Genomic DNA, 26,285 nt, shown 5'->3' on the forward strand with positions numbered 1-26,285 from the left:
GGCTGTCACTGTGTCTGTCGCCCGCCGAGTTTGATTTCGAGATAATCTTCGACCAGCGCGATCGCGGTTTGAGCATCCGGCACGCCGTCCTTCAGCGCGCGCCTGATGTACAGCCCGTCGATCATCGCCGCGACCGCTTCCGCCGCGCGGTCGGCTTCGTTGCGCGGCAGTATGCCGATTAGTCCGCTCATCAGGTTGGAATGCAGCCGCCGCGCATAGACCCTGAGCAGCCGGCGTAGGGCCGATGATTTCTGTGCCTCGACATAAAAGGCGAGCCAGGCCGCGATGGTTTCCGGCCGGAACTGGATGTCGGAGAAGTTGACGGCGACCACCGCCGAAACGCGTTCGCGCGGCGAGCCGGCGGATTGCAGGGCGCGCCGCATGTCGATGGTCAGCTCGGCCAGTATGTGCCGCATCGTCGCCAGAAGGAGCTCGTCCTTGGCGCCGAAATAGTGGTGGGCAAGGGCCGACGACACGCCCGCCCGTCCGGCGATCTCCGACATGGTCACATCAAGCGAGCCGCGCTCGCCGATCGCCGAGATCGTCGCGTCGATGAGCGCCTTGCGGCGCAACGGTTCCATTCCGACTTTCGGCATTGGGGAGATCCAGATTAAAACCGAAGATTATTTTTTATTGACGGATCAATCAATAAAAAACTCGCGCTCGGATCAATCGATCATGTCGCTCTGGCCCATCCTTTGGACTGGAAAACAGTTCACTGTTGAACAATATTAGAGGCTGATGCCGCGCTATGACATGTTAGGCTTGCGGCAAACGGAGGTTGCCATGACCGCATGCATCGTCGGATGGGCGCATTCGCGCTTCGGCAAGCTGGAAGGCGAGACGCTGGAAGGCCTGATCACCAAGGTCGCGGTCGACGCGCTCGACCATGCCGGCATCGGTCCGGACGAGGTCGACGAGATCGTGCTCGGCCACTTCAATGCCGGCTTTTCCCCACAGGATTTTACCGCCAGCCTCGTGTTGCAGGCCGACGACCGACTGCGCTTCAAGCCGGCGACGCGGGTCGAGAACGCCTGCGCCACGGGTTCGGCAGCGGTCCGCCAAGGCATCCGCGCCATCGACGCCAATGCCGCCCGCATCGTGCTGGTGGTCGGTGCCGAGCAGATGACGACGACCCCCGGCCCCGAGATCGGCAAGAACCTGCTCAAGGCTTCCTATCTGCCGGAGGAGGGCGACACGCCGGCCGGTTTCGCTGGCGTCTTCGGCAAGATCGCGCAGGCCTATTTCCAGCGTTATGGCGACCAGTCCGACGCGCTGGCGATGATCGCCGCCAAGAACCACAAGAACGGCGTCAACAATCCGTATGCGCAGATGCGCAAGGATTTCGGCTACGAGTTCTGCCGCCAGGAAAGCGAGAAAAACCCGTTCGTGGCCGGTCCGCTGAAGCGCACGGACTGTTCGCTGGTCTCCGACGGTGCTGCCGCCCTTGTGCTGACCGACACCTCGACGGCGTTGATGATGCGCCGCGCCGTCGCCTTCCGCGCCAACGAGCATGTCCAGGATTTCCTGCCGATGTCGAAGCGCGACATCCTGTCTTTCGAAGGCTGCGAGCAGGCCTGGAACCAGGCTTTGAAGAAGGCCGGCGTGACGCTCGACGACCTCTCCTTCGTCGAGACGCATGACTGCTTCACCATTGCCGAACTGATCGAATATGAGGCGATGGGCCTGGCCAAGCCGGGCGAGGGCGCCAGGCTGGCGCTAGACGGCACGACGGCAAAGGACGGCAGGCTGCCGGTCAATCCTTCGGGCGGGCTGAAGGCCAAGGGCCATCCGATCGGCGCCACCGGTGTGTCGATGCATGTGCTGACCGCCATGCAGTTGACCGGCGAGGCAGGCGGCATCCAGGTGCCGGGGGCAACGCTCGGCGGCATCTTCAACATGGGTGGCGCTGCCGTTGCCAACTACGTTTCAATCCTCGACCGGATCAGGTAGAAGCGGCCCGTATTTTTGGGGCGTGGTGATGACAAATCCGGTTCTGGTCGAGGTCTTGCGCGGCGCGATCGTCGAGAGCGCCCATCGCGGCGCTGTCGCAATCTTCGACGGTGACGGCAAGCCTGTCCTGGAGATCGGCCATACGGCGCGGCCGGTGTTTCCGCGCTCGGCGGTCAAGGCGATCCAGGCGCTGCCGCTGGTTGAAACGGGTGCTGCCGATGCGTACGGCTTCGGCGACCGCGAACTGGCGCTGGCCTGCGCTTCGCATTCGGGCGAACCCGCGCATGTCGAACTGGCGCAGGCGATGCTGGCCAAGGCCGGGCTCGACAAGTCGGCGCTGGAATGCGGCGCGCATTGGCCGTCGAGCCACGACGCGACGATCGCACTGGCCCGCACAGGCGTCTCGCCGAACGCACTGCACAACAATTGCTCGGGCAAGCATTCCGGATTTCTCTGCACCTGCGTGCACTCGGGGATTGCCCACCAAGGCTACGTCAAGGCAGGCCATGGTTTGCAGGAGATGGTGCGCGACGCCATGCAGGCGGTGACCGGCGCTGCCCACGATGCGGATCACCGGGCAACCGATGGCTGCTCGATCCCCACCTATGCCGTGCCGCTGAAAAGTTTTGCCCTTGGCTTTGCCCGCATGGCGACGGGCACGAGCTTTGGCCCTGAGCGTGCCAAGGCGGCCAAACGCCTGCTGTCTGCCTGCATGGCCGAGCCTTTCCTGGTCGCCGGCACCGGCAAGGCCGATGTGGCGCTGATGCAGGCCGCGCCCGGCCGCATATTCGTCAAGACGGGCGCCGAGGGTGTCTATTGCGCCGCCGTTCCGGAGCTTGGCCTCGGCATCGCGCTAAAATGTGATGACGGCGCCGGCCGCGCCGCCGAGGTGATGATTGCCGCTGTGCTGGCAAAACTTCTCAGCGCCGACGGCGCACTGGCGGCGAACCTTCTGGAGCGGGCCAATCCGCCGATCGAAAGCCGCATCGGCGCCAAGGTCGGCTCGCTGCGGCCGACGACGGCGCTCAGCTGACCCTGTTTCGCTCGACCGTCAGATGCGCATAGCCGCTTACGCTTGACCGCGCGAGGTCGCCGGTCGCCGGTTCGGCCCAGCGCTGGCCGATGATGGCGCCGTTCTTGGCGCCGTCGATGACGTTGTCGGAAATGATGGCGTTTCCAGCGCCTTCTACCACAGTGACGGCGATGCCGGTTCCGGCCTGACGGATGATGTTTCCCGTCGCCACAACATTGCGCATATAAGCGCCCCAGCCGATCTGCATGCCGTAGAGCGGCGCGTTCTCGATGACATTGCCCGAGACGGTGGTGTCGGCCTCGACGCTGATACCGACGCCGAAGCCCGGCGCGTCGGCGGGGTAGGGGCCGGTGGTCGAGAGGTTGCGCACGATGTTGTTCGAGCAGACACCCATACGGCCGCCGTCGTTGAAATTGACGATCGAGATGCCGTTAGCGGCACCATCGACGATGTTGTTGCCGATGATGGCGCCTTCGAAGGAGAATTCGGAATAGAGCGCCGTTTCGCCCGACCGCGAGCAGGTGTTGCCGGTCATCTGCAGATTGCTGGAACTGTTGGCGCGGATCGCCGAGAAGGCGCAGTCAGAGACGATGTTGCCGGTGACGGAGACATTGCCGGCACGGAATGCGTTGATGCCATTGCCGTTCTGCCCGGTGCCGCCGCTGCGCGCGCCGATCCGCTGCACGCGGTTGCCGCTGACGATCGTGCCGTCCTCGGCCTGCTGCCAGCGATGCACAAGAATGCCGCCATTGCCACAGTCAGATACGGTGTTGTCGGATATCGCCAGGCCAGCGGCCTCGACGGAGTAGATGCCGGCGTCCGCAGCCCCCGAAATCTCGGAGCGCTCGACGCGGCCCGACGCATGCTCCAGCGCCAGCCCATGCTTGCCGCTGCCGGTGATCGTGCAATTGTCGATGACGAGATGGGCGACGCGGCGCAGGTCGAGCAGGCCTTGCGCATCGTCGGCCAACCCGACGTTGGCGCCGTCGAAGACCAATGCGGTGAACTCTATATGCTCGGCCTGTTCGGCCGTCAGCAAATGGCCATTGCCGCCATAGAGGATGCGCGAGGCGCCCGGCACGCCCGAAAGCCTGACGCGGGCGGGCAGGGTCAGGTTGGACACGACATAGGTGCCCGGCGGCAGGAACACCGGCGCATTGCGCTGGCTTGCCTCGGCTAGCATCCTGGCAAAGGCCTTGCTCTGGTCGTCCGGTGCGTCCGGCTCCACGCCGACCTCGGCGGCGTTGATCGAGCCAAGCGCTGCCGTCTTCGCCAAGGCGTTGTCCAGCGAAACGCCGAGCACCGCAAAGCCGACAGTCCCCTTGAGAAGCGTTCGTCTGTTCAACATCGGCACAGATCCCTGCGATGAAATGGTTCTTCGCAGGAATTGGGCCAGCCGCATAGGTCTCCGCTCGGCGATAGTCCGGCCAATGACCGGGTCCGGCAAGTGGCTTGTACAGTCGCCGAAGCGGGCCTAAGTTTATCCGATGAGCAGGGCTTTTACCCGCGAGGAAGACAGCGAAAACGCCATTGCCGGCATCGGCGAGCGGCCGATCAGCCAACACCGCAATCTGGTGACGGAGCGCGGCCTGGCGATGATCGAGGACAATCTGGCCGATCTGCGCGACATCTTGGCGAAAGCCGAGCGAAAAGCCGATCGCGAGCGCATTGCCGTCGTCTCGCGCGACCTGCGCTACTGGACAGCGCGCCGCGAAAGCGCCGAGCTTTCCGTGCCGGAACCGGGCAGCGACCAGGTGCGCTTCGGCATGGGTGTCACGCTGGAAAGCGATGACGGCAAGAAAGTGCACTGGAAGATCGTCGGCGAGGACGAGGCCGACCCCTCAAAGGGCAGCATCTCACACGTCTCGCCAATGGCCGTGGCGCTGTTCGGCAAGAAGGTCGGCGACGTCGCAAGCGTCAACGGCAAGGAATGGGAAATCGTCAAGCTGTCGGACGCCTGACGCCAGCTCACCCTATTTGCACAGCCAGCTTTCGCAACGCGGGCTCATACTTGTCCATGACATCGCGAGCAGCACGCATTTGCCGTTCGACGTCGTCACACGGCACCGGCCTTAGGATGATGCCGTCGTCGGTTTCGATGATCTGGAGTTCATCGCCCACCTGCAGGCCCAAGCTGTCGAGCGTTTCCCGCGGCAGGATTACAACGCCCGATCCGTCCTCAAGTCCGTGAATGATGGTGTTCATAGCTATACCATAGGTTGCGCCCGATATTGCAACGCAACTTTGATAAGCAGTGCAACTGTTTCAATCAGCCCGCCAGCAGCCGGTCCAGCAACCGATCCGCAGCCTCCGGGATAACCGTCCCTGGCGGGAAGATTTCCGCGGCACCCGCTTCCAGCACTGCGCCGTAATCCTGCGGCGGGATGACGCCGCCGGCGACGATCAGCATGTCGCTGCGGCCGAGCTTCTTCAGCGCGTCGCGTAGTTCGGGGATCAGCGTCAGGTGCCCCGCCGCCAGCGATGAGGCGCCGATGACATGGACGTCCTGCGCCACCGCCAGCCTGGCGATCTCGTCGGGTGTCTGGAACATCGCGCCGACCGTCACGTCGAAGCCGAGATCGGCGAAGGCCGTGGCGATCACCTTCTGGCCACGGTCGTGGCCGTCCTGTCCCATCTTTGCGACCAGGATGCGCGGCTTGCCGCCGGACTTCTTCTCGAAAGCTTCGAGCTTCTCCAGCAATCGGTCGACCGTCAGATTGTCGCCAAGCGCATTGCGATAAACGCCGGAGATCGTTTGCACCGAGGCGACGTGACGGCCAAAGACCTTTTCGAGCGCCAGCGAGATCTCGCCGACCGTGGCATTGGCGCGCGCGGCGCGGATGGCAAATTCCAGCAGGTTTTCGTTACCCTGCGCAGCGCGGGTCAGCGCATCGAGCGCGCTCTCGACCGCGCCGACATTGCGCGTGCCTTTCAGGTTCTGCAGCTTCGACAATTGCCGGGCCTTGACCTCGGCATTGTCGATCTTCAGCACGTCGACGTCGATTTCGTTCTCGGGGCGATGCGCGTTTACGCCAACCAGTATCTGCTCGCCGGAATCGATACGCGCCTGCGTGCGCGCCGCCGCTTCCTCGATGCGAAGTTTTGGAATGCCCTGTTCGGTTGCTGCCGCCATGCCGCCAAGCGCCTCGACCTCTTCGATATGGGCGAGCGCACGCGCCGCCAGATCGTGCGTCAGCCGTTCGATATAGGCCGAGCCGCCCCACGGATCGATGATGCAGGTGGTGCCGGATTCCTTCTGCAGGATCAACTGCGTGTTGCGGGCGATGCGCGCCGAGTGGTCGGTCGGCAGCGCCATCGCCTCGTCGAAGGAGTTGGTGTGCAGCGACTGGGTATGTCCCTGCGTCGCCGCCATCGCCTCGATCATGGTGCGGGTGATGTTGTTGTAGGGGTCCTGCGCCGTCAGCGACCAGCCGGAGGTCTGGCAATGGGTGCGCAGCGACAGCGAGCGTTCGTCGTTCGGTGCAAAATTCTTCTGCATCAGGGTCGCCCACAACAGGCGCGCCGCGCGGAGCTTGGCGATCTCCATGAAGAAGTTCATGCCGATCGCCCAGAAGAAGGAAAGCCGCGGGGCGAAACGGTCGATGTCGAGCCCGGCGGCGACGCCGGCGCGGGCATATTCGATGCCGTCGGCGATGGTGTAGGCGAGCTCCAGGTCCGCGGTCGCGCCGGCCTCCTGCATGTGATAGCCGGAGATCGAGATCGAATTGAACTTCGGCATGTGCTGGGAGGTATAGGAGAAGATGTCAGACACGATCCGCATCGAGGGCTTCGGCGGATAGATGTAGGTGTTGCGGACCATGAACTCCTTCAGAATGTCGTTCTGAATGGTGCCGGCGAGATCCTTCTGAGCAACGCCCTGTTCTTCGGCCGCAACGATATAGAGCGCCATGATCGGCAGCACCGCGCCGTTCATGGTCATCGACACCGTCATCTCGCCCAGCGGAATGCCGTCGAACAATTGCCGCATGTCGAGGATGGAATCGATGGCCACGCCCGCCATGCCGACATCGCCGGCAACGCGCGGATGGTCGCTGTCATAGCCGCGATGGGTGGGCAGATCGAAAGCGACCGAAAGGCCCTTTTGGCCGGCGGCGAGATTGCGCCGGTAGAAGGCGTTGGATTCCTCGGCCGTCGAGAAGCCGGCATATTGCCGGATCGTCCACGGCTGCTGGACATACATGGTCGGGTAGGGACCGCGCACGAAGGGCGGCATTCCCGGATAGGTGTCGAGATGCGGCAGCCCCTTGAGATCGCCCTGGCTGTAGAGATGCTTGACGGCAATACCTTCCGGCGTCAGCCGCTGGCCCTTGACCTCGACCGGCGCGCGCCGTGGCGCCGACCAGCCAATGTGGCTGAAATCCGGGATCACTGTGCGGCTCCGATTGCCTGGTCGATGCGGACCGGAAACAGCGCCTCGCACACCGCCACGCCCTCTGTGAAAGGCGGCCGCCGCTCAGCCGCCAGCGTCTCGACCGGGGCATCGTTTTTCAGCGGGTAAAGCGTGGTGCCGATGATTGCCCGTTCACCCGACCGGTAGGCCTCGGCGCGGCGCTCGGATGCTGCCTTGACGCGCTTCTGGATATGCCCTTGCTGCAGGCTTGCCAGAACGCCGCCTTCCGCTTCGATCCGCTGGAACTCTTCCCACGCCGCTTCGCACAGGCCCAGGGTCAGCGCCTCGACTGCGCCCGACCCAAATGCTGGGTCGGCGACATGGTCGATATGGCTTTCATTGGCCATGATCAACTGCGCATTGCGGGCGATGCGGCGGGCAAAGCCGGCCGGCAGCCCGAGGGCGATGGTGTGTGGCAGGATGGAGATCGAGTCCGCGCCGCCTGCTGCCGCTGCAAAGCTGGCGATGGTGGTGCGCAGGATGTTGGTTTCGGGATCCGCCGCCGTCATCATGCGGAACGACGTCTCGGCATGGATGTTGGCTGTCGATGCCGGGATGGAACAGGTTTCCTGGATGCGCGCCCACAGCCTGCGCAAGGCCCGGACCTTGGCCATCGACAGGAACTGGTCCTGGTCGACGCTCAGCGCAAAGCCGATATGGGGAGCGGCATAGACAAGCGGCTGGCGCGCATCCTCGAACATCCTGAGGTATGACACGGCGGAAGCGAGCATGGTGCCGAGTTCCTGCGCTTCCGTGGCGCCGGCATTGTGGAACACCCGCCCGTCGGCCTCCAGCAGCACACCCGGCACGCCCAGCGAGAAGAAATGCGCCAGCGATTGCGGCATCGATGCCTGCAACGCCTCGATCGACATGCGCAGCCGGCCGGTTCCGGCAAAGATTGCCGCCGGGTCGATGCCGAAGGAGAGGTTCAGCTTTGCCGGGTCGGAGCGGCGCTTGCTCAGGAACGCCACCAGCCAGTCGGCGACGGCACGGCTCCAGGGATGGGCGTCGATGCGGATCTGCGTGCGGTTGAGCGGTACGCCATCCAGCACCGTTTCCAGCGCCTGCGCCGTCCTTGGCAGGCCATAGCCGAACGCATTCGGAGCACCCTCGAAGACAAGCGACAATCCCGTCGCGCCTTGTGCCACATCGTCCAGGGCCTGCGCCTTGGCGCGGCCGATATCGGGATCGTCAATGCGCTGGCTGACGATCCAGGGCAATTTGGGGTTGGCGCGCACAAGCGGCTCGGCGCCGGCGGCGCGATCGTAGAGCGGTTCGATGCGAATCTGATCGTCGGTATGCGAGACCAGTTTTTCCTCGAAGGAGGCGCCGGCGAGCGCCTTTTCGGCCAAGGCCAGCCAACGCTGGCGCTCGACGTCAGCGGGTTCGATGCTCCTGGTCAAGGCTCCGGCGCCCATCCATGTTCCTCGTTTTTATGCGGCCGCACCAGCGTCAGCCGTCCAGTCTACGGTTCCCTGCCAGATATCGCAATGCAATGCGCTTGCGCGGTTGGGATTCGCTTCCCTGACATAGGGCAGCCTGCGTGGACGAACCATGGAACGATTGCCAAACAGCGGCAAAATCCGCAAGTTCCAAAAACCGATTTGGAGGATTGGTTCAATTTAGACGATTGGCCCAATCTGGATGAATAGCCAACTGGATGGATAGCCCAATTGGAGAATAGCATTGTCGCTGCGCAATGGCCTGACTATACCCTGCGGCACGGCCACAGGCTTTTAACACATCAGTTTGCGGAGACATGGTCATATGGCTGACGACACCAGCATTTTCCTCGGCGCCAGCCGCAAGCCCGACGACAGCTATCAGCGCGCCGAACAGCTCTTGCTGCAATATGGGAACCGCCATGGCCTGATCACCGGCGCCACCGGCACCGGCAAGACAGTCAGCCTGCAGATCCTGGCCGAGGGGTTTTCCAATGCCGGCGTGCCTGTGTTCTGCGCCGATATCAAGGGCGACCTGTCCGGCATTGCCATGATGGGCAAGGCGCAGGATTTCCTGGTCAAGCGGGCCGAGCAGGTCAAGCTCGACCCTTACGACTTCCAGGAATTCCCGGTCATCTTCTGGGACCTGTTCGGCGAGCAGGGCCATCCGATCCGCGCCACCGTCTCGGAAATGGGGCCGCTGCTTCTGTCGCGGCTGATGAACCTCTCCGAAGCGCAGGAAGGCATCATGAACATCGCCTTCCGCATCGCCGATGAGGATGGCCTGCTGCTGCTCGACATGAAGGATCTGCAAGCACTGCTGGCCAACATCGCAGCGCGCGCCGACGAGATCAGCTCGCGCTACGGCAATGTCACCAAGCCGTCGGTCGGCGCAATCCAGCGCACGCTTCTGGTGCTGGAACAGCAGGGCGCGGCGCATTTCTTCGGCGAACCGGCTTTGCGCATCGCCGACATCATGCGCACCACCCGCGACGGCCGCGGCGCCATCAGCGTGCTCGCTGCCGACAGGCTGATGATGAACCCCAGGCTCTACGCCACCTTCCTGCTCTGGCTGATGTCGGAACTGTTCGAGCAATTGCCCGAGGTCGGCGATCCCGAAAAGCCGAAGCTGGTGTTCTTCTTCGACGAGGCGCATCTGCTTTTCGACGAGGCGCCGAAGGTGCTGATCGACCGCGTCGAACAGGTGGTTCGCTTGATCCGCTCCAAGGGCGTCGGCGTCTATTTCGTCACGCAGAACCCTTTGGACATCCCTGAAAAGGTTCTCGCCCAGCTCGGCAACCGTGTGCAGCACGCGCTGCGCGCCTATACGCCGCGTGAGCAGCAGGCGGTCAAGACCGCCGCCGACACCTTCCGGCCCAATCCCGATTTCGACTGCGCCACCGCCATCACCCAGCTCGGCACCGGCGAGGCGCTGGTCTCGACGCTGGAGGTCAAGGGCGTGCCGTCCATGGTGCAGCGGACATTGATCCGGCCGCCGTCGTCCAGGCTTGGCCCGATCACGGCGGACGAGCGCCGCAAGCTGATCGACCAGAGCCCGGTCGCCGGCCAGTACGACCAGACCATCGACCGCGAATCGGCCTTCGAGATGCTGCAGAAGAAAGCCAGGGATGCGCAGGACGAGCAGGCGCAGCAGGCCGACAGCGGGCGCTCGCGCTGGACCATTCCGGGCTTCGGCAATGACGATCCGCCGCCGCCGCAATCAGGCGGTCGCCGCGCCCCGGCGCCGCGCCCGTCCAACCGCCAGACGGTGGCCGAAGCCGCGATCAAAGCGGTGGTGCGCTCGGTCGGCTCGTCGGTCGGCCGCGCGATCGTGCGCGGGATTCTGGGCAGCCTGTCCAGGGGGCGGTAAAAGTGTCGGCCAGCCCACCTCGGACATGATCAGCGGCCAGAACATCGCCATCGACGGCGGTTGGTAAGGGATGGCCGGCCTCCTGGAACTGCGCGACGACCGCGCCCGTCTGGTCCTGGCGCCGCAAAAGGGCGCGGCGATCGCCCGCTTCGACGCACTGGTCTGCGGCGCAACGGTGCCGCTGCTCCGCCCCGACGATGGCACCGGCGCCTCCGGCTGCCAGCTTCTGGTTCCCTGGTCGAACCGCATCTCAGGCGGCGGTTTCGCCTTCGACGGCCGCTTCCATGCGGTCGAGCCGAACGTGCCGGGGGAGGCCTTTCCAATCCATGGCGACGGCTTCCAGAGGGAGTGGCGGATTGCCAGCCATAGCGCCACCGAGGCTGAACTGGTCCTCGACGCCGGTGAAATCGGCCCCTACCGATATACGGCGCGGGTCGCCTATGCGCTGCATGACGGAGCCCTGGATGCCACGCTCACCGTGGAGAATCGCACCGGCATTCGCCTGCCTTACGGACTCGGTTTTCATCCCTGGTTCCCGCGCAGCGCCGGAACGACGCTCGAGGCGAAGGCGGCGCGGGTCTGGCTGGAGGACAAGCATCATCTGCCGGTCGGCCTGGCGCCGGTGGCCGATTACCCCGCGTGGAATTTCTCGAACGCCTCCCTGCTGCCGCGAAGCTGGGTCAACAACGCCTTCGACGGCTGGGACCGCCGCGCCAGGATCACCCGGCCCGAGGACAGGATCGCCATCTCGCTCACGGCCTCGCCGCCGCTCGACGTCTTTATCCTCTATTCGCCGTCGATTGATGCGGATTTCTTCTGCTTCGAGCCGGTGTCGCATACCGTCGATGCGCATCACGGCGAAGGGCTGACCCCGCTTGAGCACGGCGCTACGCTGAGTGCAAACATGCGCCTCGATTGGCGTTCCGCTGCTTCGCTCTGATGCGTCATGTGCACACCCACTCGCGGATCTTGCATTTTTGTCCGTTCCGCTCGCACGCCTGCAGTGTCAGGTCTTCGGCATCCCGGCGTGTTTGCGCCGTCTCGGCGCCCCAACTGGTCAGCCGCCCTTCCGGCTTCTCGCCTACGGCGAGGGCGCCGCAATGCTTGTAGGGAAAGCCGGTATTGTCGTCATCGTCCCAATGGCGATGATTGCGGAATACGCTGACCACGGCGCAGCTGCCGCCGCCGGCGTTCTGGCAATGCTTCAGCGCGATGTCCATCGCCTCCTGCCGCTTGTCGGCGCCCCAAAAGAAGCCGTGCTTCTCGTCGGGGCTCGAATAGGCGATCGCCGCCCAGATGCCTCTCTCCTCCTGGGCCGGCGGCTCGGGCACGTCCGCCGCCGGGGCTAGGTCCGCCGCGCCCAGCCGCCCGGCGCAAAGCAACAGCATGCCGACCGCCGCAATGGCGGAATTAACCCTCATTGTACGCCTCCTTGTTTTCCTGCTGCCGAGGCCACGGAAATGACGACGCAGCTGTTGCCGGTTGGCAGCAGCATCGCGTTGCCCCCTCCATTGGCAAGTTCGTAGACGCTGATTTGTCCAAGATTGTTGGCAAGCTTGCTGTCTTTCGGAAGCAGGGCCGGAACATCGGCGCAATTGGCCGCGAATGGCGCCACCCTGACCATCGTACCTTCGCAAACGGATGCCGTGGGTGCCGCGAACACCAGGCCTGCCGCCGGGCCGCTGTAGCCCTGTGTGGCGTAGTTCATGCCGACCAGGGCTTCCACGAGGTGTTTGTCGGGGGCCTCGTTGTTCCAGATCGACTGGACGCTGTACGTCGTGCCGGTTGTCAGCATCTGCCCAAGGGCCGGGAAAATGTTGGAACAAGACTGCAAGCCTGCCTCTTTGGCGTGTTGCAGAAATGGCGTCTCGGCCAGGGCCGGATTGGGCTGGTTGGTCTCCGCGACCGCCGGCTGCGGCAATAAATTGTGGAGCAGGCCGTAGCGCATGGCCGCGAAGCCGGCCGTGGCGACGACGGCAATGGCGAGCAACGAGAAGACAGCGGTCTTCGCCCGGTTTCGTTGCGGTCTGCTCCGGTCTTCGATGCCGACCCCCGGACAGCACCCTTTCCCTGGTTGCGGGCCATTATCCGGTCATGGATCGATTGCTGGTTCATCGCGATTGCCTCGTCAATTGATCGCCGCAACGGCCGCGGCCAAGCCCTTGAGGGTCGCGGTTACGTTGATCGTCCTGCCATCCGTGGTCGGGAAGGAGATGACGGATGCCGCGGCCTTCGAAATCTGTTCGCGCATGATCGGACCAACCGGCAGCATGCCGACGCAGACGGCCTGATTGCATCCGTCGAGTTGAATTTTTATCGGCTCCTTGCGCCCCTCGAATGTCAGCGAGACAGGAGCGTCGCTCTTGGCGATCGGCGGGGCGCGCAAGATCATGTAGGGGTTGCCTTCCTTGGTGGCGGCAAGCGACCAGCTGAACGCAACCTGTCCTGCCTGGTCCTCGATGATCTGGGTGACATTGCAGACCTTTTGGCGCGCCTTCAGGTTCTCGTCGCAGATCAGCGTCCAGTTCTCGAACGGACGGGTGGTCCGTTGATATTCGCCAAGCTTCGCATCCGCAGGGATCGCTACGTCGGAAGGTTTTACCCTGTAGTCGGAAGGGATCGCTTCCTGCCCGGCCGCTAACGAGCCGGACAGGAGCATTGACGTCATGGATATCGCGACAGCAAGGACTGCCTGCCTGATCATGGCCGGGCTCTAGTTCAGCGTAAGGCTGACGCCCGCGCCGACGCCCCAGTGCCCGCCTGCCGTTGTGCCGGACAGGTTCGCTCGAACACGTCCCTCCTCGCTCGTGTAGCCGGCGCCGAAGGCCAGGGCGCCTTCACCGCGCCAATAGCCTCCGCCGGCGGCCACGCTCAGCTTGCCGGGACGATCGTCGTAGCGCAGCGAGCCGGCCGCCAAGCCGATTGCCGCAGCCTGGCGCGCCTCGCCCCTGACCTCTCCCATGTCCATGTTGAGCTGGCTGAGTTTGGAGTCCGCATACGCATTGGCTTGCTGCAGCGTGGTGGCCGCCACCTGGTTGGTGTAGTTCTTCGAATTGTCCAGGTTGAGTGCTAACCCGCTGTTGAACTGCTGAACATTGACCGCATCGGTGTTGGCAACGCCCGGCCCGACATTGTGGATGACCACCGGCGTGTTCGGGTCGCCGCCGGCAAGGGTAATCGAGTTGGACTTGTTGCCGTTCCCGTCCTTGTCGTACTGGACGGCGAACTGATTCAGGTCGCCGACGCTACCCTGCATGGCTTCGACCGCCTGGTTGGTGGCGAAGAGCTGGCTGCCGTTGATGGCATCGGTGGAGGTGCCGCTGATCCGGCCCGCCGCGACATTGGTGACGGTGCGCTCGTTGCCGACGGTGCCGACGCTGACCGTGCTCGTCGGAGCTGTTCCGGCGAAGGTATAGGCAACGCCGTTGATCGTGGTGCCGGTGGTGGCGACCGCCGCCGCCGTCGTCGAGCCCGCGCCGAGCGCGACGCTGCCCGGCTCGTTGGCCTTTGCGCCGGCGCCGAGCGCCACGGCCTGCGCTCCGTTGGTGGTTGCGTTGGTGCCGAGGGCGATGCTGTCGGCCTGGTTGACCGTCGAATTCTGGCCGATCGCGATGCCTCCCGGCGCCGTCTGCTGCACGATGGCGCCATTGCCGATGCCGATGCCGTTGTCGCCATTGACGGTGGTGCGCGGACCGACCGCAACCGAATCGACGCCGACCGCAAGCGAATCCGCGGCCGTCGAATTGGCGTGGAAGTACAGGCTCCCCGTCACCGCGAACGAGCTCAGCGCGCCCTTCAACTGGCGAAGCGTGACCGCGTCCTGGTCCTGCGTGCCGTCGGCCACGTTGATGATCTGGCGATAGGAGGTGGAGGTGCCGACCGAGACGGCGCCGAGCAGGCTCATGTCCGCGGTGTTGTAGGGAATGAGGCCGGTGCCGGAGAGGATCGATCCCGATACGGGTGCGACCGCCCGATCCGAAACCGAGCCGGCGCCGAGCGCCACGCCGCCGATGACGCTGGCCTGGGTGTCGCGGCCGAGCGCCAGCGCATTGTCGGCGCTCGCGGTCGCCTGGTAGCCGAGGGCGGACGAGCCGATCCCTTGCGCGAAGGAGTCGGCGACGGCGAGCGTCCGGTCGTTGGTGCGCACATAGCGTATGCCGTCGCCATTGGCGTCGGTGTAGGCCAGCGAGGTGTCGCCGGTAATGTTGCTGATCGAATTGCCGAGATTGGTTATGTCAGCCGTGTTGGCGGCAATGTCGGTCGTGTTCTGCGTCACCTGCTGGTTGGTCGCAAACAGCTGCGAACCATTGACCGCATCGGTCGAGGAGCCGCTCAACTGCCCGGCCGCGACGTTCTGGATCTGGCGTTCGGCGCCCACCGAGCCGACCGAGAATGCACCCGCGGGCGTTGCGCCGGCGAAGGTGTAGGCAACGCCGCCGATCGTGGTGCCGCCGACAGCCGTCGTCACGGTCGACACCGCATTCGCGCCGATCGCCACGTCGCCGGCATTGTTGGCGACCGCGTTCGGGCCGATGGCAACGGAATCCGTCCCCAGCGCCTGCGAATCCGCCAGCGTCGAATTGGCGTGGAAATACTTGATGCCGCCGCCCGTGCTGATGCTGTTGATCGTGTTGCCGAGACTGGTGATGTCGGCGGTGTTGGCGGCGATGTCGGTCGTATTCTGCGTCACCTGCTGGTTGGTGGCGAAGAGCTGCGAGCCGTTGATCGCGTCGGTCGACGAATTGCTGAGCCGGCCCGCCGCGACATTGGTGATGGTGCGTTCCGCGCCGACCGAAGCCGACGCTGACGGTGCTTGCCGGCGTCGTGCCGGCGAAGTTGTAGGCGACGCCGCCGATCGTCGTGCCGGCGGTGCCGACCGCCGCGGCGGTTACCGAGCCCGAGCCGAGCGCCACGTCGCCGGCGTTGCTGGCGTTGGCGAGGGCGCCCAGCGCGATTGCATTCTGGGCGCCGGCATTCGCTCCTACGCCGAGAGCGGTCGCTTGAAAGGCGGTTGCAAACGCGTTCTGGCCGATCGCGGTGCTGGACGTGGCTGTGGCATTGGCGTTGGCGCCGACGGCGGTGCTGTATTGGCCCGAGGCCTTGGAGATGTATCCCATCGCCGTTGCGTCAAGCGCCGATGCGACGGCGCCGCTGCCGAAGGCCGAGGCGTTGGCGTCGGAGGCGCTCGAATTGGTGCCGGCCGCGATGGCGTTTGTCCCCGTCGCGGTCGCGACTGGTCCGATAGCAACGGAGTCCGTGCCCGTTGCGGACGAGTCCGCCGCCGTCGAATTGGCGTGGAAATACTTGATGCCGCCACCGGTGCTGATGCTGTTGATCGTGTTGCCGAGATTGGTGATGTCGGCGGTGTTGGCGGCGATCGCCGTCGTGTTCTGCGTCACCTGCTGGTTGGTCGCAAACAGCTGCGAGCCATTGATGGCGTCGGTCGACGAATTGCTGAGCCGGCCCGCCGCGACATTGGTGATTGTCCGCTCCGCGCCGAGCGCGCCGACGCTGACAGTGCTCGTCGGCGTCGTGCCGGCGAAGCTGTAGGCCGTGCCGCCGATCGTCGCGCCGCTGGTGCCGACCGCCGTCGCGGTCACCGAGCCCGAACCGAGCGCTACGTCGCCGGAGCTTGCCGTCGCCGTCGCGCCGTTGCCCAGCGCGACATTGCCGGCAAGGCCGGCTGCACCCGCCGTCGAGCCATTGCCCAGCGCCACGGAGCCTTGCCCGACGGCCTTGTTGTTGTTGCCGATGGCAACCGCGCCTGCGGCTTGGTTTGCGGCGGTGGCGGTTGCCGTGCCGTCGCTGTTGGCGATGTTGTTGGCGCCGCCGGTGAAGGCGCCGGTGCCGCTGGCATAGCTGGGATCGCCGATGGAGACCGCGCCGTTGCCAAAGGCTGTGTTGCCGGCGCCGATGGCGACAGCCTTGCCGCCCGTCGCCGTTGCATTCGTGCCCACTGCAACAGCGTCGGCGGAATTGGCGACCGCCGCATTACCGATCGCCACGGCGTTGGTGGCGCTGGCCTTGGAGCCGATGCCGAGCGCGGTGCTGGCAATCCCGCTGGCGGCGGCGCTGACACCGGCGGCAAGAGAATTGTCTCCCGTCGCATTCGCGCCGGAACCGAACGAGGAGGCGTTTGCGCCGCTGGCAACGGCGGTGTTGCCAATAGCAGTGCTGGCGGAGCCACTCGCAACCGAGGTAGCGCCCATCGCGGTGGCGAAAGCGCCCGAAGACAGCGAATTGGTGCCGATGGCAATGCTGTTGGGCAAGGCAGTGTTGGCCTGAACGCCTGCCTGCGCGCCGACGCCGAATGCGATGGATTGGTTGCCCCATGCACTGGCGGTGTTGCCCATCGCCGTTGCGCCCGTTCCGGTCGCTTTGGTCAGGACGCCGATGGAGACCGTGTTCTGTTGAGATGCCAGCACATCCGTACCAAGGGCGATGGCGCCCTGCGACAGCGCGCCTGTTCCCACGACGGTGCGCCCGCCAATGTTGATGGAGTTGATGCTGGTCGCGGTCGCCTGGAAACCGATGGCGACGGCATTCTGGTTGCTGGCGACGGCGCTGTTACCTTGCGCAATCGAATCCACGCCGGATGCTGTTGCCCCAAACCCGAGCGCGGTGGCGCGCAGCCCGGTCGCCCGGGTAACATAGCCGATCGCCGTCGAGTTCAGTCCGTCGGCACGCGCATTCAGGCCAAAGGCGGCCGCGCCTGTGGTTGCAACCGAATTGACGCCAATCGCGCTTGCTGCGTCCCCGTTGGCCTTGGCGTTCCCGCCCACGGCGAGGGCATTGACGCCGGTTGCGCCTGCGAAGACACCTATGCCTATGGCATTGAGGCCATTGACACCCATCGCATAGCCGATGGCGATCGTGCCGTCGCCCGTTGCACTGTTGGAACTGCCCAACGCCACGCTGTTGTTGCCATTCGTCGCGGTGCCGTTACCGATGGCAACGGCGTTGCCGCCGGTCGCCGAACCACCGCCAGCCTGGTATTGTGCCTGGGCCGGTGTGGCGATGCCGATCGCGGCGATTGCGGCCAAGCCTCCGATCATGCTGGCCGGGCTCACGCCGCAGGCCAATGCCGAACGCACGCTGGTGCCGACGCCCAACGTCCCCAACCCCAAACCCTTGCGGCGCATTCCAAGCGTACGATGCGCCATGCGCAGGACCGCCATCAGGCGGCGACGAACCGAGCGACTGTCGGCCGCACCCGCGATCCAGTTTCCGACAAATCCAGGAAGAAATTCGATCCTTGCTTGCCCCTCGACGCGTCTGGTCATGCTAGTTTTTCCTCGCAATTGCCGAGGCGCCCTGATGTGCCGCACCATTCGCCTCGGTGGCCAAAAAATCTTCGAAATTGCGCGTCTTCTCCCGCAACGAGAGACCAACCTTCGCGCCTTGTTTTTCAATCAGCTGATAGGCGCTCGCGACCCATGGCTGCGTCGGTTCTGGAACCGTATGCAGTGCAGCCTCCGTCCGTTCCGGCGGCAGGCTTACCGCCACCAGCGCGCGGCAGAGATCGAAATGAAATCCCGGATCGCCTTCACCACAAGCCGGAGAGGTCAGTCCAAGCACGAAACAGGCCAGGAGATGGTCGAGTTCCGCAGCGCTGATCCGGCTGGCGTATTGGCGTTGCAGTGCAGCCCAGGCCGCTTCGGCCTTAGGCGCGAAGACCTCGATTTCCGCGAATTGAATGTCCATGGGACAATCCGACATGCTGTATCATCTGGTTGCTCCCCCGCCCCAAATGACTTCCATCGCGACCATGAGCACATTCGCGGTGCAGGTATTTTGGAATAATCCGGAATCTTTGTAGGAAAATCCGGTATTTGGTCCCTGCGCGACAACTGTGACTGCTCTGCCACACAACCTTCGACTATACTGAAGATCAATCGAGGTATCGCCGCGGACAATCATGCGCGCCGCAACAGTCGTTAACGTTGCAGCTTCACCTGCCTGGGGGTTCTGTTCCGGTATCTGGACATGGTGACTGTCAAGTGGCTCTGGTCCGAGAATCCACTGAGATGAGCGACTTCCGCAATCGACAGGTCGCTCTCGATGAGAAGTTTTTCGGCGAAATCGAGACGCAGCCGCAGCAGGTATTTGTGCGGCGGCTCGCCAAAGGTCTTGGTGAATGCCAGGATGAAATGGCTCGGCGAAAGGCCACAGAGTGCGGCCAGCTCGGCCACCGCGATCTTGCTGGAAAAATTTACCTCCAGGAATTCGCGCACCCGCCGGGCGCTGCGGTTCGACAGACCGCCCTTTGGGGCTTGTGGCAACTTTCGCGCTCCTGCGTAGTTCCGAAGCAAATGGACGCCGAACATGGTGACCAACGAATCCACATAGAACTCGTTTGGAGTTTCCCGATCCGTCAGTTCCGCCTTCAGCAACTGCGCGAGTTGCAGCGCCTGAAAGTCGACGGTCCCGAACGGCGGCGGTTGAAGCTCGGCATGGCCGGTGTCGAATTCACGCGTTGCCAGCTCGAAGAGACTCTCGGGGGTGAGCGCCACGATTACGCTCTCCGTAGTGGATGACCGGGTCACCTTGCCGCCGAGGTCGGCTGGGACGATCATGATCATACCGACGTCGCCGTCGTATTCGTGGACTTTGTCGCTGCCCAGCGATGCCGCTATCCCTGGTGAGGGTGCAAGCAGAACCGAAGCGAAATGTTCCGCCGCTTTGAATGTGTGTGATCCCGGCCGATGAACGACATGAGCCGCGCCGCCTCGAAACGTGACCAGGTAGCGCCCCGCGCTTTCCGGTATTCCGTCGAAGATGCGACGATCCGCGCGCCGCCGCTCTGTCCCGGCGCTTTCCTGGACGTTGCCTCTATGTTGCATCTTCGTCTCTGCCACTGCTGCGCCGATCAATCCAATCCTGTGCTGTATCGAGGCGCCCAGAATTGACGTTTGCTCCTGGGCGTTCCTTCGAATCCTACAGATGCTGCTTTATATTTCAAAGAAGAATTTGAGCTCAAATGAAAATTTTACCAGGATTTTGACTATAAATTTACAGGTTTGAATTTTAGCCAAGGCTACCTGACTATTTTCCGATCTTATCTTACCATTTTTGCCTAGTTATTGTGCATAGTGTGGCGTCACAATCCAGAGTTGTATTCCGAATATAGATCGCGCGGCCATTGACAGAGCTGGTCGACTATCTGTGATTGCCACGGACGATCCAGCAGCAGTTATCGCCCGAACCATGGCTTCTTTCCCTTGTGCTTCTTCATGGCGGTGGCCAAATGGCCTTGATCCGAAAATCCCCGAGGTAAGCGACTTCGGCGATGGCGACCCTCCGGGAGCGATCCAAGGGCTGCGGACAGAGCATATCCCGCTCCCCCGCATGGTTGCTCTTCTGGGATTGGCATTTTCGGGGATTGTGTCGAGGGCGTGCCGATCGACCCGATCGGCGCTTGCGCTGCGTTCCTGAACCTCGCCCGCATTTTTCACTCAGCCTTGCCTCAGCCGCTTTGCCAGCGCATCGAAATTCCGTGCCGTGCAACAGCCAACCCGGAAATCCGGACGGTAATTTGTATCCCCCATAGTCCTGCCCAAAGGCAGCGTAGCGCATCCCGCGGATAGAAAAAACATTGTAAGTGAAGAAAAAAGTTCGCGCGAGAAAAACATGGCCTGGCTTGGCCGGCGCTACCGAACTATCCGGCTCACGCAGGCCTGCTAAAGATCGCCTCGGCGTTTCTCGTACAGATCCCAGGACAGCTCGACCATGGCCAGAAGAACGTCTTCCTGGCTCCACCCGGCGGCAACCGCCGCCTCGACAATTCCGCGGACGAGCGGCAGCAATTGGCGCTCGCATTCGGCCGACAGGTTGGCCTCGGCGCCGTCGGCAGGCGGACTATCGAAATCAAATCCCACCATCGGCGTTCCCCCGCCATCAATGATCTAATGAAATGTATGTCTCTGCAATCATACTCCCGTCTAATATACATCAATCGGAAACGAAACACAGCAGCGTCGAGATTGGGCATGGCCGCCCCGATTGCAGCGGCTCCATGGTTTGTCTGGACGTCTTTTTTGGCCTCCTGTTGCCGGCATTGCATATCTTGGATGCGAACCCCAGGCATTCGCGTGAAGCTATCGGGATCCTGACGAGCTTTGCCGCATGGAGCGGAACCTGCCGCTTTATGGCATAGATGAAGTCGATCAGGTCACCGGGCCGAGCAGGACCGAGCCATCCGGCACCCCGCCATCGATCGGGATGGCTCTGCGGTTTCCGCTCGCCGCCATCGGCTGGCCTATGTCGGACGTCACGATGACCGGGCTCTTCGACGGCACGCGGTCGTAGAGGTCGATGATGTCCTGATTTATCAGGCGCACGCAGCCTGACGAGACGGATTTGCCGATCGAGTTCCATTCCGGCGAGCCATGCAGGCGGTAGAGCGTGTCGACGTTGTCGTGGAACAGGTAGAGCGCGCGGGCGCCGAGCGGGTTCTTGAGGCCGCCGGGCATGCCGCCGTTCTTGGCGCTGTATTCTTCCAGTTCAGGCTGGCGGGCGACCATCTCATCGGGCGGCGTCCATTTCGGCCATTTCTGCTTCCACTGGACGACGGCGTCTCCCGACCATTCGAAGCCGGCGCGACCGAGGCCGACGCCGTAACGGATCGCTTGGCCGCCTTCGCGCACCAGATAGAGGAAATGGTTGGTCGTATCGACGATGATGGTGCCTGGCCGCTGGCCGGTCGGATCGGGAACAATCTGGCGTAGGAACTGCGGGTCCATCTTCTTGATCGGGATCGCTGGGAGCTCGAACCCGCTGTCGGAAATCGGGCCGTACATCGTCGCATAGTCGCCGAGCGGCGGCTCGTCATAGGTCGGCGGTGGCGGTTCGACCGGCGCCGGTGCCGGTCCGGTGGTGGTGCAGGCGGAGACCGCAATCGAGGCGGCACCAAGGGCTGCGGCATTCAGAAAGCCGCGACGGCTCAGGCGATAGGGGTCGATTTCGGTCTTCAACATGGTTGCCTTTTTTAAGTCTCGAATCGCAAGAAAGCGTGAATGCCTTCAAGCGGCGCAGTGGTCGGCCTCTCCCAATGCCTGACGCGATAGGCGGTTCCGATTCTGGCCTGAGGGTGGACAAACAAAGGCGAAGCTGTGACCGCTCTGCCACTGTTGCTCGAAGGCAACAGAGTGATCAGCCGCCGGTCAGCAGGCCGTCAAGCGACGGCAGGATCAGCGCCGGCGGGAAATCCCGGTATTCCTCGGGCTGGTTGGCGCGGTTGATCCACACGGTGCGAAAGCCGAATTTGGTGGCGCCGGCGATGTCCCAGCGGTTGGACGACTGGAACGAGACGGCGCCCGGATAGAGCCGCCAGCCCGTCGCCACCATGTCGTAGGTCGACGGGTCGGTCTTGAAGCGCCTGACGGCGTCGACCGAAAAGATATCGTCCAGCACCTGGTCGAGGGCGGCCGACTTGACCGCCGCTTCCAGCATCTCGGGCGAGCCGTTGGACAGGATTGCGAGCTTGGCGCCGGACGCTTTCAGCGCCTTGAGCACGGCCGGCACTTCCGGATAGCAGTCGAGCCGCCAATAGGCTTCGAGCAGCTTGGCCTTCAGTCCCTTGTCGGCGGAGGGAACCTTGCGCAGGGCGAAATCGAGCGCCTGTTCGGTGAGCTGCCAGAAATCGGCATAGCCGCCCATCAGCGTGCGCACCCAGGAATATTCCAGCTGCTTGGCGCGCCAGATTTCCGAAAGCAGCGGGCCGTCGGGGCCGATCTCGCCGTCGTGACGGCGCACGGCGGCGTGCACGTCGAACAACGTGCCATAGGCGTCGAAAACGTAAGCCGCGTAATGCATGGCGACAGTTTTGAGGGCAGGCGGCGCAAGGTGCAAGCATCGATTGTAGTCTTGATCGCTTTCTTGGGGCGCTCTGGCCTCAACAAAAACCGCTCCATGCCGGTTGACGGCGCCGGTCAAAGCATCTTCCAATGCTTGGCACAGGCAGCTTTGAAGCGGAACCGACAATGACACTGGCGACTGCGGCGCTATCGGCGACATGGACCTTCGTCGACGGCGACTGGTACGAAGGCAACGTCGCCATTCTGGGTCCGCGCAGCCACGCCATGTGGCTCGGCACCAGCGTCTTCGACGGCGCCCGCTGGTTCGAAGGCGTCGCCCCCGATCTCGAGCTGCATGCCGCTAGGGTGAACGCATCGGCGACCGCGCTCGGCCTCGCGCCGTCGATGAGCGCCGATGAGATTGTTGGACTGACCTGGGACGGGCTGAAGAAGTTCGACGGCAAGACAGCGGTCTACATCAGGCCGATGTACTGGGCCGAGCATGGCGGCTACATGGGCGTGCCGGCCGATCCGGCCTCGACCCGTTTCTGCCTCTGCCTCTACGAATCGCCGATGATCTCGCCGACCGGCTTTTCGATCACCGTGTCGCCGTTCCGGCGGCCGACCATCGAGACCATGCCGACCAATGCCAAGGCCGGCTGCCTCTATCCCAACAATGGCCGCGCCATCCTCGAAGCGAAGGGACGCGGCTTCGACAATGCGCTGGTGCTGGACATGCTGGGCAATGTCGCCGAGACCGGAACCTCGAACATCTTCCTGGTCAAGGACAGCCACGTGTTGACGCCGGCGCCCAACGGCACCTTCCTGTCCGGCATCACCCGCTCGCGCACCATGACGCTGCTTGGCGATTACGGCTTCAAGACCACGGAGAAGATGCTGTCGGTGCGCGACTTTCTTGAAGCCGATGAGATCTTTTCGACCGGAAATCATTCCAAGGTCGTGCCGATCACCCGCATCGAGGACCGCGATCTGCAGCCCGGGCCGGTGGCCAAGAAAGCGCGCGACCTTTATTGGGAATGGGCGCATTCGACTTCCGCCGGTTGAGCCGCTAAAAGGCAATTGGCGCTTCATTCCGGAGTTGTTCCAGATCAATGCAGCCCTATCTTAATCCGGTATCCGCACCGGATTTTTCCATGAGGAGTATGACCGATGGCTTTTGGATTGCCCGCCTTGCCCTACGACTACGAGGCCTTGCAGCCTTACATGTCGAAGGAGACGCTGGAGTATCACCACGACAAGCACCACAAGGCTTATGTCGACAACGGCAACAAGCTGGCCGCCGAAGCGGGCCTTGGCGATCTGTCGGTCGAAGAGGTGGTCAAACAGTCGTTCGGCAAGAATGCCGGCCTCTTCAACAACGCAGCCCAGCACTACAACCACATCCATTTCTGGAAGTGGATGAAGAAGGGCGGCGGCGGCAACAAGCTTCCGGGCGCCCTGCAGAAGGCTTTCGACGCCGACCTCGGCGGCTACGACAAGTTTAAGGCCGACTTCATCGCCGCCGGCACAACGCAGTTCGGCTCGGGCTGGGCCTGGGTCTCGGTGAAGGACGGCAAGCTGGCGATATCCAAGACGCCGAACGGCGAGAACCCGCTCGTCCATGGCGCATCGCCGATCCTCGGCGTCGATGTCTGGGAACATTCCTATTACATCGACTACCGCAACGCGCGGCCGAAATATCTGGAGGCCTTCGTCGACAGCCTCATCAACTGGGACCATGTCCTTGAAATGTACGAAGAGGCGAAAGCCTGATCGACCCAGAGAAGCCCCGGTACTCCGGGGCTTTTCTTTCTCAGCTGAAGCAGCAGGCACACAAAATTCGGCAGAATCCGGCCCGCGGACAGGGAATAATCCCGGCCCGCCCTCCGTTAACGTTAGGTCGCGACCCCTCATCATCCTGGAGCCAATTGAATGAGAAAGCTTGTTATCGCCATCTCTATGCTCAGCCTCGCCGCCTCGGCGGCTTTTGCCGACCCGATCCTCGACCGACAGGGACTGATGAAGGAACGAGGCAAGATCGTCGGCGGCCTGTCGAAGATCGCCAAGGGCGAAGCGGACTTCGATGCCGCCGCCGTGCTGACGGCGCTGCAGGCGCTGCAGGTCAACGCGGAAAAGTTCGATGTCGACACGCTGTTCCCGGCCGGCAGCGACAGCGGTGATACCACCGCCTCGCCCAAAATCTGGAAAGACATGGCGGGCTTCAAATCGACCGAAGACAAGTACCTCGCCGACGTCAAGGCCGCAGTCGCCGCCGCACCCGCCGATGTCGATGCGCTGAAGGCGCAGATCGATACGCTCGGCAGTGATTGCGGCACCTGCCACAAGACCTATCGGGTGAAGAAGAGCTGATCCCGGGCAATGCCCTTGTGGAAAAAATTTGTCGGCGTCGCCCTTGTCCTGGGCGTCGTCGGTGCGGGCGCCGGCTGGCTGTTGTCGGCGCCGGTCAAGCTCGACACTGGCACCCTGGCGCAGCTCGGCCCCGGCGACGCCGCCAGGGGCAAGCGCATTTTCAATGCCGGCGGCTGCACCTCCTGTCACGCCAAGCCGGGCTCGCAAGGCGACGCCCGTTTGCAACTGGTCGGCGGCCTCGAGCTCAAGACGCCGTTCGGCACCTTCGTGCCGCCCAACATCTCGCAGGATCCCAAGGACGGCATCGGCGCCTGGACGGTCGAGGACCTTGCCAACGCCATGCTGAAGGGCGTGTCGCCGTCGGGCGAGCATTTCTATCCGGCCTTTCCCTACGCGTCCTATGCCCGCATGAAGCCGGCTGATATTGCCGATCTCTATGCGTTCCTTAAGACGCTGCCGGCGGTCGCCGGCAAGGCGCCCGACAATTCCCTGACTTTCCCCTTCAACATCCGCCGCGGCCTCGGCCTGTGGAAGCGGCTCTATCTCAGCAAAGAGCCGGTGATTGCCTTTGCCGATGGCACGCCTGATCCGGTACTCGCCGGCCGCTATCTGGTCGAGGGGCCTGGCCATTGCGGCGAATGCCACACGCCGCGCGATGTCACCGGCGGCACCAGGAAGAGCCAGTGGCTGGCTGGCGCGGCGGCCGCCGAAGGCAGCGGCATCGTGCCGAACATCACATCGGGCGAAGGCGGGCTCGGTGACTGGTCGGAAGCCGACATCGCCAACTATCTCGAAACCGGTTTTACCCCTGATTTCGATTCGGTCGGCGGCGCCATGGTCGACGTGCAGCGCAACATGGCCGAACTGCCGCCGGAAGATCGCGCGGCAATAGCCGCCTATCTCAAGGCGGTGCCGCCGCATCCCAACGGCTACCCGGTGCGCAGCAAGCCGGCCAAGTGATCCCGGCTACAGGTGGCGATCTACAGGTGGCGATCGCCGAGGAAGTCGAAGCCCGTCTCGAAGAAATGGCTGTAATTGCAGGTCAGTTCCTCGCCGGGTGCGATGTCGCGCAAGGCATAGGTTTCCTCGGGCGAGGAGACATCGCAATTCGGTTCGTCGTCATGGTTCATGTAGCGGGCGTCGTCGGCTTCGAAGACGATGTAGTTCGGATCCCGGCGGTCTGGATAGGAATAACGGTCGAGATAGTTCTTCACCGGGCCGCTCTCGCCTTCATAGGTCTCGACGTCGATGATCCGGTCGAATCTGGGGTCGAGCTTCCAGACCAGCGTGCCCTTGGCAATGTGGTTCCTGGCGAAAACCCCGATGCCCTGGATCGGTGATTTCTCGAGATAGGTGTCGACGAGCAACATAGTGGCCCCTTTGCGTATGTCATGGTCTGGAAGGTGGCGCG

General features: G+C 63.5%; 23 protein-coding genes and 1 pseudogene. 9 read left to right on the plus strand and 15 right to left on the minus strand.

What is annotated here, in order from left to right:
• Nucleotides 1-5: 5 nt before the first annotated feature.
• Complete coding sequence (gene betI / locus NKK52_RS03180) at nt 6-596, minus strand: choline-binding transcriptional repressor BetI (protein ID WP_023670745.1); 591 nt, start codon at nt 594-596, stop codon at nt 6-8.
• 190 nt (nt 597-786) lie between these two features.
• On the opposite strand from betI, the gene NKK52_RS03185 reads away from it, so the two are divergent.
• Both NKK52_RS03185 and NKK52_RS03190 read left to right on the plus strand, forming a co-directional pair.
• On the plus strand, nt 787-1,953 hold the full coding sequence (locus NKK52_RS03185; protein WP_023684567.1) for an acetyl-CoA acetyltransferase: 1,167 nt from the start codon (nt 787-789) through the stop codon (nt 1,951-1,953).
• A 28-nt stretch (nt 1,954-1,981) separates the two neighbouring features.
• Nucleotides 1,982-2,986, plus strand: coding sequence for an asparaginase (locus tag NKK52_RS03190; RefSeq protein WP_023684566.1), 1,005 nt, complete (start codon nt 1,982-1,984; stop codon nt 2,984-2,986).
• On the opposite strand, the gene NKK52_RS03195 is transcribed toward NKK52_RS03190, so the two are convergent.
• Nucleotides 2,979-4,334, minus strand: coding sequence for a TIGR03808 family TAT-translocated repetitive protein (locus NKK52_RS03195; protein ID WP_352628234.1), 1,356 nt, complete (start codon nt 4,332-4,334; stop codon nt 2,979-2,981). The genes NKK52_RS03190 and NKK52_RS03195 overlap by 8 nt on opposite strands.
• Nucleotides 4,335-4,473: 139 nt before the next feature.
• Between NKK52_RS03195 and greA the strand changes: the two genes are divergently transcribed.
• Nucleotides 4,474-4,947, plus strand: coding sequence for a transcription elongation factor GreA (greA, locus tag NKK52_RS03200; RefSeq protein ID WP_023670749.1), 474 nt, complete (start codon nt 4,474-4,476; stop codon nt 4,945-4,947).
• Between the two features lie 7 nt (nt 4,948-4,954).
• Here greA and NKK52_RS03205 read toward each other — a convergent pair whose 3' ends face one another.
• The 3 genes from NKK52_RS03205 to NKK52_RS03215 all read right to left on the minus strand — a co-directional run bounded on the left by NKK52_RS03205 (nt 4,955) and on the right by NKK52_RS03215 (nt 8,815).
• Nucleotides 4,955-5,191, minus strand: coding sequence for an AbrB/MazE/SpoVT family DNA-binding domain-containing protein (locus tag NKK52_RS03205; protein WP_023670750.1), 237 nt, complete (start codon nt 5,189-5,191; stop codon nt 4,955-4,957).
• A 64-nt stretch (nt 5,192-5,255) separates the two neighbouring features.
• Nucleotides 5,256-7,376, minus strand: a complete 2,121-nt coding sequence (scpA, locus tag NKK52_RS03210) for a methylmalonyl-CoA mutase (protein ID WP_023684565.1) — start codon at nt 7,374-7,376, stop codon at nt 5,256-5,258.
• Nucleotides 7,373-8,815, minus strand: a complete 1,443-nt coding sequence (locus NKK52_RS03215; protein ID WP_023684564.1) for a methylmalonyl-CoA mutase subunit beta — start codon at nt 8,813-8,815, stop codon at nt 7,373-7,375. The genes scpA and NKK52_RS03215 overlap by 4 nt, the downstream gene beginning before the upstream one ends.
• A gap of 349 nt (nt 8,816-9,164) precedes the next feature.
• Between NKK52_RS03215 and NKK52_RS03220 the strand changes: the two genes are divergently transcribed.
• Both NKK52_RS03220 and NKK52_RS03225 read left to right on the plus strand, forming a co-directional pair.
• Nucleotides 9,165-10,709, plus strand: a complete 1,545-nt coding sequence (locus NKK52_RS03220) for a helicase HerA-like C-terminal domain-containing protein (RefSeq protein ID WP_023684563.1) — start codon at nt 9,165-9,167, stop codon at nt 10,707-10,709.
• Between the two features lie 70 nt (nt 10,710-10,779).
• The gene (locus tag NKK52_RS03225; RefSeq protein WP_023684562.1) at nt 10,780-11,649 is read left to right on the plus strand and encodes an aldose 1-epimerase; all 870 of its coding nucleotides are present in this window, start codon (nt 10,780-10,782) and stop codon (nt 11,647-11,649) included.
• A 4-nt stretch (nt 11,650-11,653) separates the two neighbouring features.
• Here NKK52_RS03225 and NKK52_RS03230 read toward each other — a convergent pair whose 3' ends face one another.
• From NKK52_RS03230 to NKK52_RS03270, 9 genes and pseudogenes are all read right to left on the minus strand, one after another.
• Nucleotides 11,654-12,130, minus strand: a complete 477-nt coding sequence (locus NKK52_RS03230; protein ID WP_023684561.1) for a DUF4189 domain-containing protein — start codon at nt 12,128-12,130, stop codon at nt 11,654-11,656.
• Nucleotides 12,127-12,699 (minus strand): hypothetical protein, encoded by a 573-nt coding sequence (locus NKK52_RS03235; protein ID WP_033000437.1) that lies wholly within the window; start codon nt 12,697-12,699, stop codon nt 12,127-12,129. The genes NKK52_RS03230 and NKK52_RS03235 overlap by 4 nt, the downstream gene beginning before the upstream one ends.
• A 138-nt stretch (nt 12,700-12,837) precedes the next feature.
• Nucleotides 12,838-13,413, minus strand: coding sequence for an invasion associated locus B family protein (locus NKK52_RS03240; RefSeq protein ID WP_023684559.1), 576 nt, complete (start codon nt 13,411-13,413; stop codon nt 12,838-12,840).
• Between the two features lie 9 nt (nt 13,414-13,422).
• Nucleotides 13,423-17,992: pseudogene (locus tag NKK52_RS03245) on the minus strand (YadA-like family protein).
• A 1-nt stretch (nt 17,993) separates the two neighbouring features.
• Entirely contained in the window at nt 17,994-18,413 is a 420-nt protein-coding gene (locus NKK52_RS03250) for a hypothetical protein (protein WP_023684558.1), read from the minus strand.
• Nucleotides 18,414-18,646: 233 nt separating this feature from the next.
• Complete coding sequence (locus NKK52_RS03255; protein WP_348625726.1) at nt 18,647-19,582, minus strand: helix-turn-helix domain-containing protein; 936 nt, start codon at nt 19,580-19,582, stop codon at nt 18,647-18,649.
• Between the two features lie 807 nt (nt 19,583-20,389).
• Nucleotides 20,390-20,590, minus strand: coding sequence for a hypothetical protein (locus tag NKK52_RS03260; protein ID WP_023684556.1), 201 nt, complete (start codon nt 20,588-20,590; stop codon nt 20,390-20,392).
• 285 nt (nt 20,591-20,875) lie between these two features.
• On the minus strand, nt 20,876-21,685 hold the full coding sequence (locus NKK52_RS03265; protein WP_023684555.1) for a L,D-transpeptidase: 810 nt from the start codon (nt 21,683-21,685) through the stop codon (nt 20,876-20,878).
• A 175-nt stretch (nt 21,686-21,860) separates the two neighbouring features.
• Nucleotides 21,861-22,523: a haloacid dehalogenase type II gene (locus tag NKK52_RS03270; RefSeq protein ID WP_023684554.1), complete on the minus strand. Its 663-nt coding sequence runs from the start codon at nt 22,521-22,523 to the stop codon at nt 21,861-21,863.
• A 167-nt stretch (nt 22,524-22,690) separates the two neighbouring features.
• Between NKK52_RS03270 and NKK52_RS03275 the strand changes: the two genes are divergently transcribed.
• The 4 genes from NKK52_RS03275 (at nt 22,691) to NKK52_RS03290 (ending at nt 25,834) form a co-directional block, all read left to right on the plus strand.
• Complete coding sequence (locus NKK52_RS03275) at nt 22,691-23,569, plus strand: branched-chain amino acid aminotransferase (protein WP_023673688.1); 879 nt, start codon at nt 22,691-22,693, stop codon at nt 23,567-23,569.
• Nucleotides 23,570-23,674: 105 nt separating this feature from the next.
• Nucleotides 23,675-24,277 carry a superoxide dismutase gene (locus NKK52_RS03280; protein ID WP_023684553.1) on the plus strand — a complete coding sequence of 201 codons (603 nt, stop codon included), beginning with the start codon at nt 23,675-23,677 and terminating at the stop codon, nt 24,275-24,277.
• A 159-nt stretch (nt 24,278-24,436) separates the two neighbouring features.
• Nucleotides 24,437-24,874, plus strand: coding sequence for a c-type cytochrome (locus tag NKK52_RS03285; RefSeq protein WP_023684552.1), 438 nt, complete (start codon nt 24,437-24,439; stop codon nt 24,872-24,874).
• A 9-nt stretch (nt 24,875-24,883) separates the two neighbouring features.
• Complete coding sequence (locus tag NKK52_RS03290; protein ID WP_023684551.1) at nt 24,884-25,834, plus strand: cytochrome c; 951 nt, start codon at nt 24,884-24,886, stop codon at nt 25,832-25,834.
• A 20-nt stretch (nt 25,835-25,854) separates the two neighbouring features.
• On the opposite strand, the gene NKK52_RS03295 is transcribed toward NKK52_RS03290, so the two are convergent.
• Nucleotides 25,855-26,244, minus strand: coding sequence for an SET domain-containing protein (locus tag NKK52_RS03295; RefSeq protein WP_023673684.1), 390 nt, complete (start codon nt 26,242-26,244; stop codon nt 25,855-25,857).
• Nucleotides 26,245-26,285 lie beyond the last annotated feature (41 nt).

It is taken from the genome of Mesorhizobium sp. C277A (genome assembly GCF_040324395.1).
In the GTDB taxonomy this organism is placed as follows: Bacteria; Pseudomonadota; Alphaproteobacteria; order Rhizobiales; family Rhizobiaceae; genus Mesorhizobium.

Bases quoted from the DNA above. Each gene is read 5' to 3' on its own strand.
- NKK52_RS03265 (WP_023684555.1), bottom strand. From the start codon at position 21,685: ATGTTGAAGACCGAAATCGACCCCTATCGCCTGAGCCGTCGCGGCTTT.
- NKK52_RS03220 (WP_023684563.1), top strand. From the start codon at position 9,165: ATGGCTGACGACACCAGCATTTTCCTCGGCGCCAGCCGCAAGCCCGAC.
- NKK52_RS03270 (WP_023684554.1), bottom strand. From the start codon at position 22,523: ATGCATTACGCGGCTTACGTTTTCGACGCCTATGGCACGTTGTTCGAC.
- NKK52_RS03240 (WP_023684559.1), bottom strand. From the start codon at position 13,413: ATGATCAGGCAGGCAGTCCTTGCTGTCGCGATATCCATGACGTCAATG.
- NKK52_RS03185 (WP_023684567.1), top strand. From the start codon at position 787: ATGACCGCATGCATCGTCGGATGGGCGCATTCGCGCTTCGGCAAGCTG.
- NKK52_RS03285 (WP_023684552.1), top strand. From the start codon at position 24,437: ATGAGAAAGCTTGTTATCGCCATCTCTATGCTCAGCCTCGCCGCCTCG.
- NKK52_RS03280 (WP_023684553.1), top strand. From the start codon at position 23,675: ATGGCTTTTGGATTGCCCGCCTTGCCCTACGACTACGAGGCCTTGCAG.
- NKK52_RS03295 (WP_023673684.1), bottom strand. From the start codon at position 26,244: ATGTTGCTCGTCGACACCTATCTCGAGAAATCACCGATCCAGGGCATC.
- NKK52_RS03205 (WP_023670750.1), bottom strand. From the start codon at position 5,191: ATGAACACCATCATTCACGGACTTGAGGACGGATCGGGCGTTGTAATC.
- NKK52_RS03225 (WP_023684562.1), top strand. From the start codon at position 10,780: ATGGCCGGCCTCCTGGAACTGCGCGACGACCGCGCCCGTCTGGTCCTG.
- greA (WP_023670749.1), top strand. From the start codon at position 4,474: ATGAGCAGGGCTTTTACCCGCGAGGAAGACAGCGAAAACGCCATTGCC.
- NKK52_RS03250 (WP_023684558.1), bottom strand. From the start codon at position 18,413: ATGGACATTCAATTCGCGGAAATCGAGGTCTTCGCGCCTAAGGCCGAA.
- betI (WP_023670745.1), bottom strand. From the start codon at position 596: ATGCCGAAAGTCGGAATGGAACCGTTGCGCCGCAAGGCGCTCATCGAC.
- NKK52_RS03275 (WP_023673688.1), top strand. From the start codon at position 22,691: ATGACACTGGCGACTGCGGCGCTATCGGCGACATGGACCTTCGTCGAC.
- NKK52_RS03215 (WP_023684564.1), bottom strand. From the start codon at position 8,815: ATGGGCGCCGGAGCCTTGACCAGGAGCATCGAACCCGCTGACGTCGAG.
- NKK52_RS03190 (WP_023684566.1), top strand. From the start codon at position 1,982: ATGACAAATCCGGTTCTGGTCGAGGTCTTGCGCGGCGCGATCGTCGAG.
- NKK52_RS03290 (WP_023684551.1), top strand. From the start codon at position 24,884: ATGCCCTTGTGGAAAAAATTTGTCGGCGTCGCCCTTGTCCTGGGCGTC.
- NKK52_RS03195 (WP_352628234.1), bottom strand. From the start codon at position 4,334: ATGTTGAACAGACGAACGCTTCTCAAGGGGACTGTCGGCTTTGCGGTG.
- NKK52_RS03230 (WP_023684561.1), bottom strand. From the start codon at position 12,130: ATGAGGGTTAATTCCGCCATTGCGGCGGTCGGCATGCTGTTGCTTTGC.
- NKK52_RS03260 (WP_023684556.1), bottom strand. From the start codon at position 20,590: ATGGTGGGATTTGATTTCGATAGTCCGCCTGCCGACGGCGCCGAGGCC.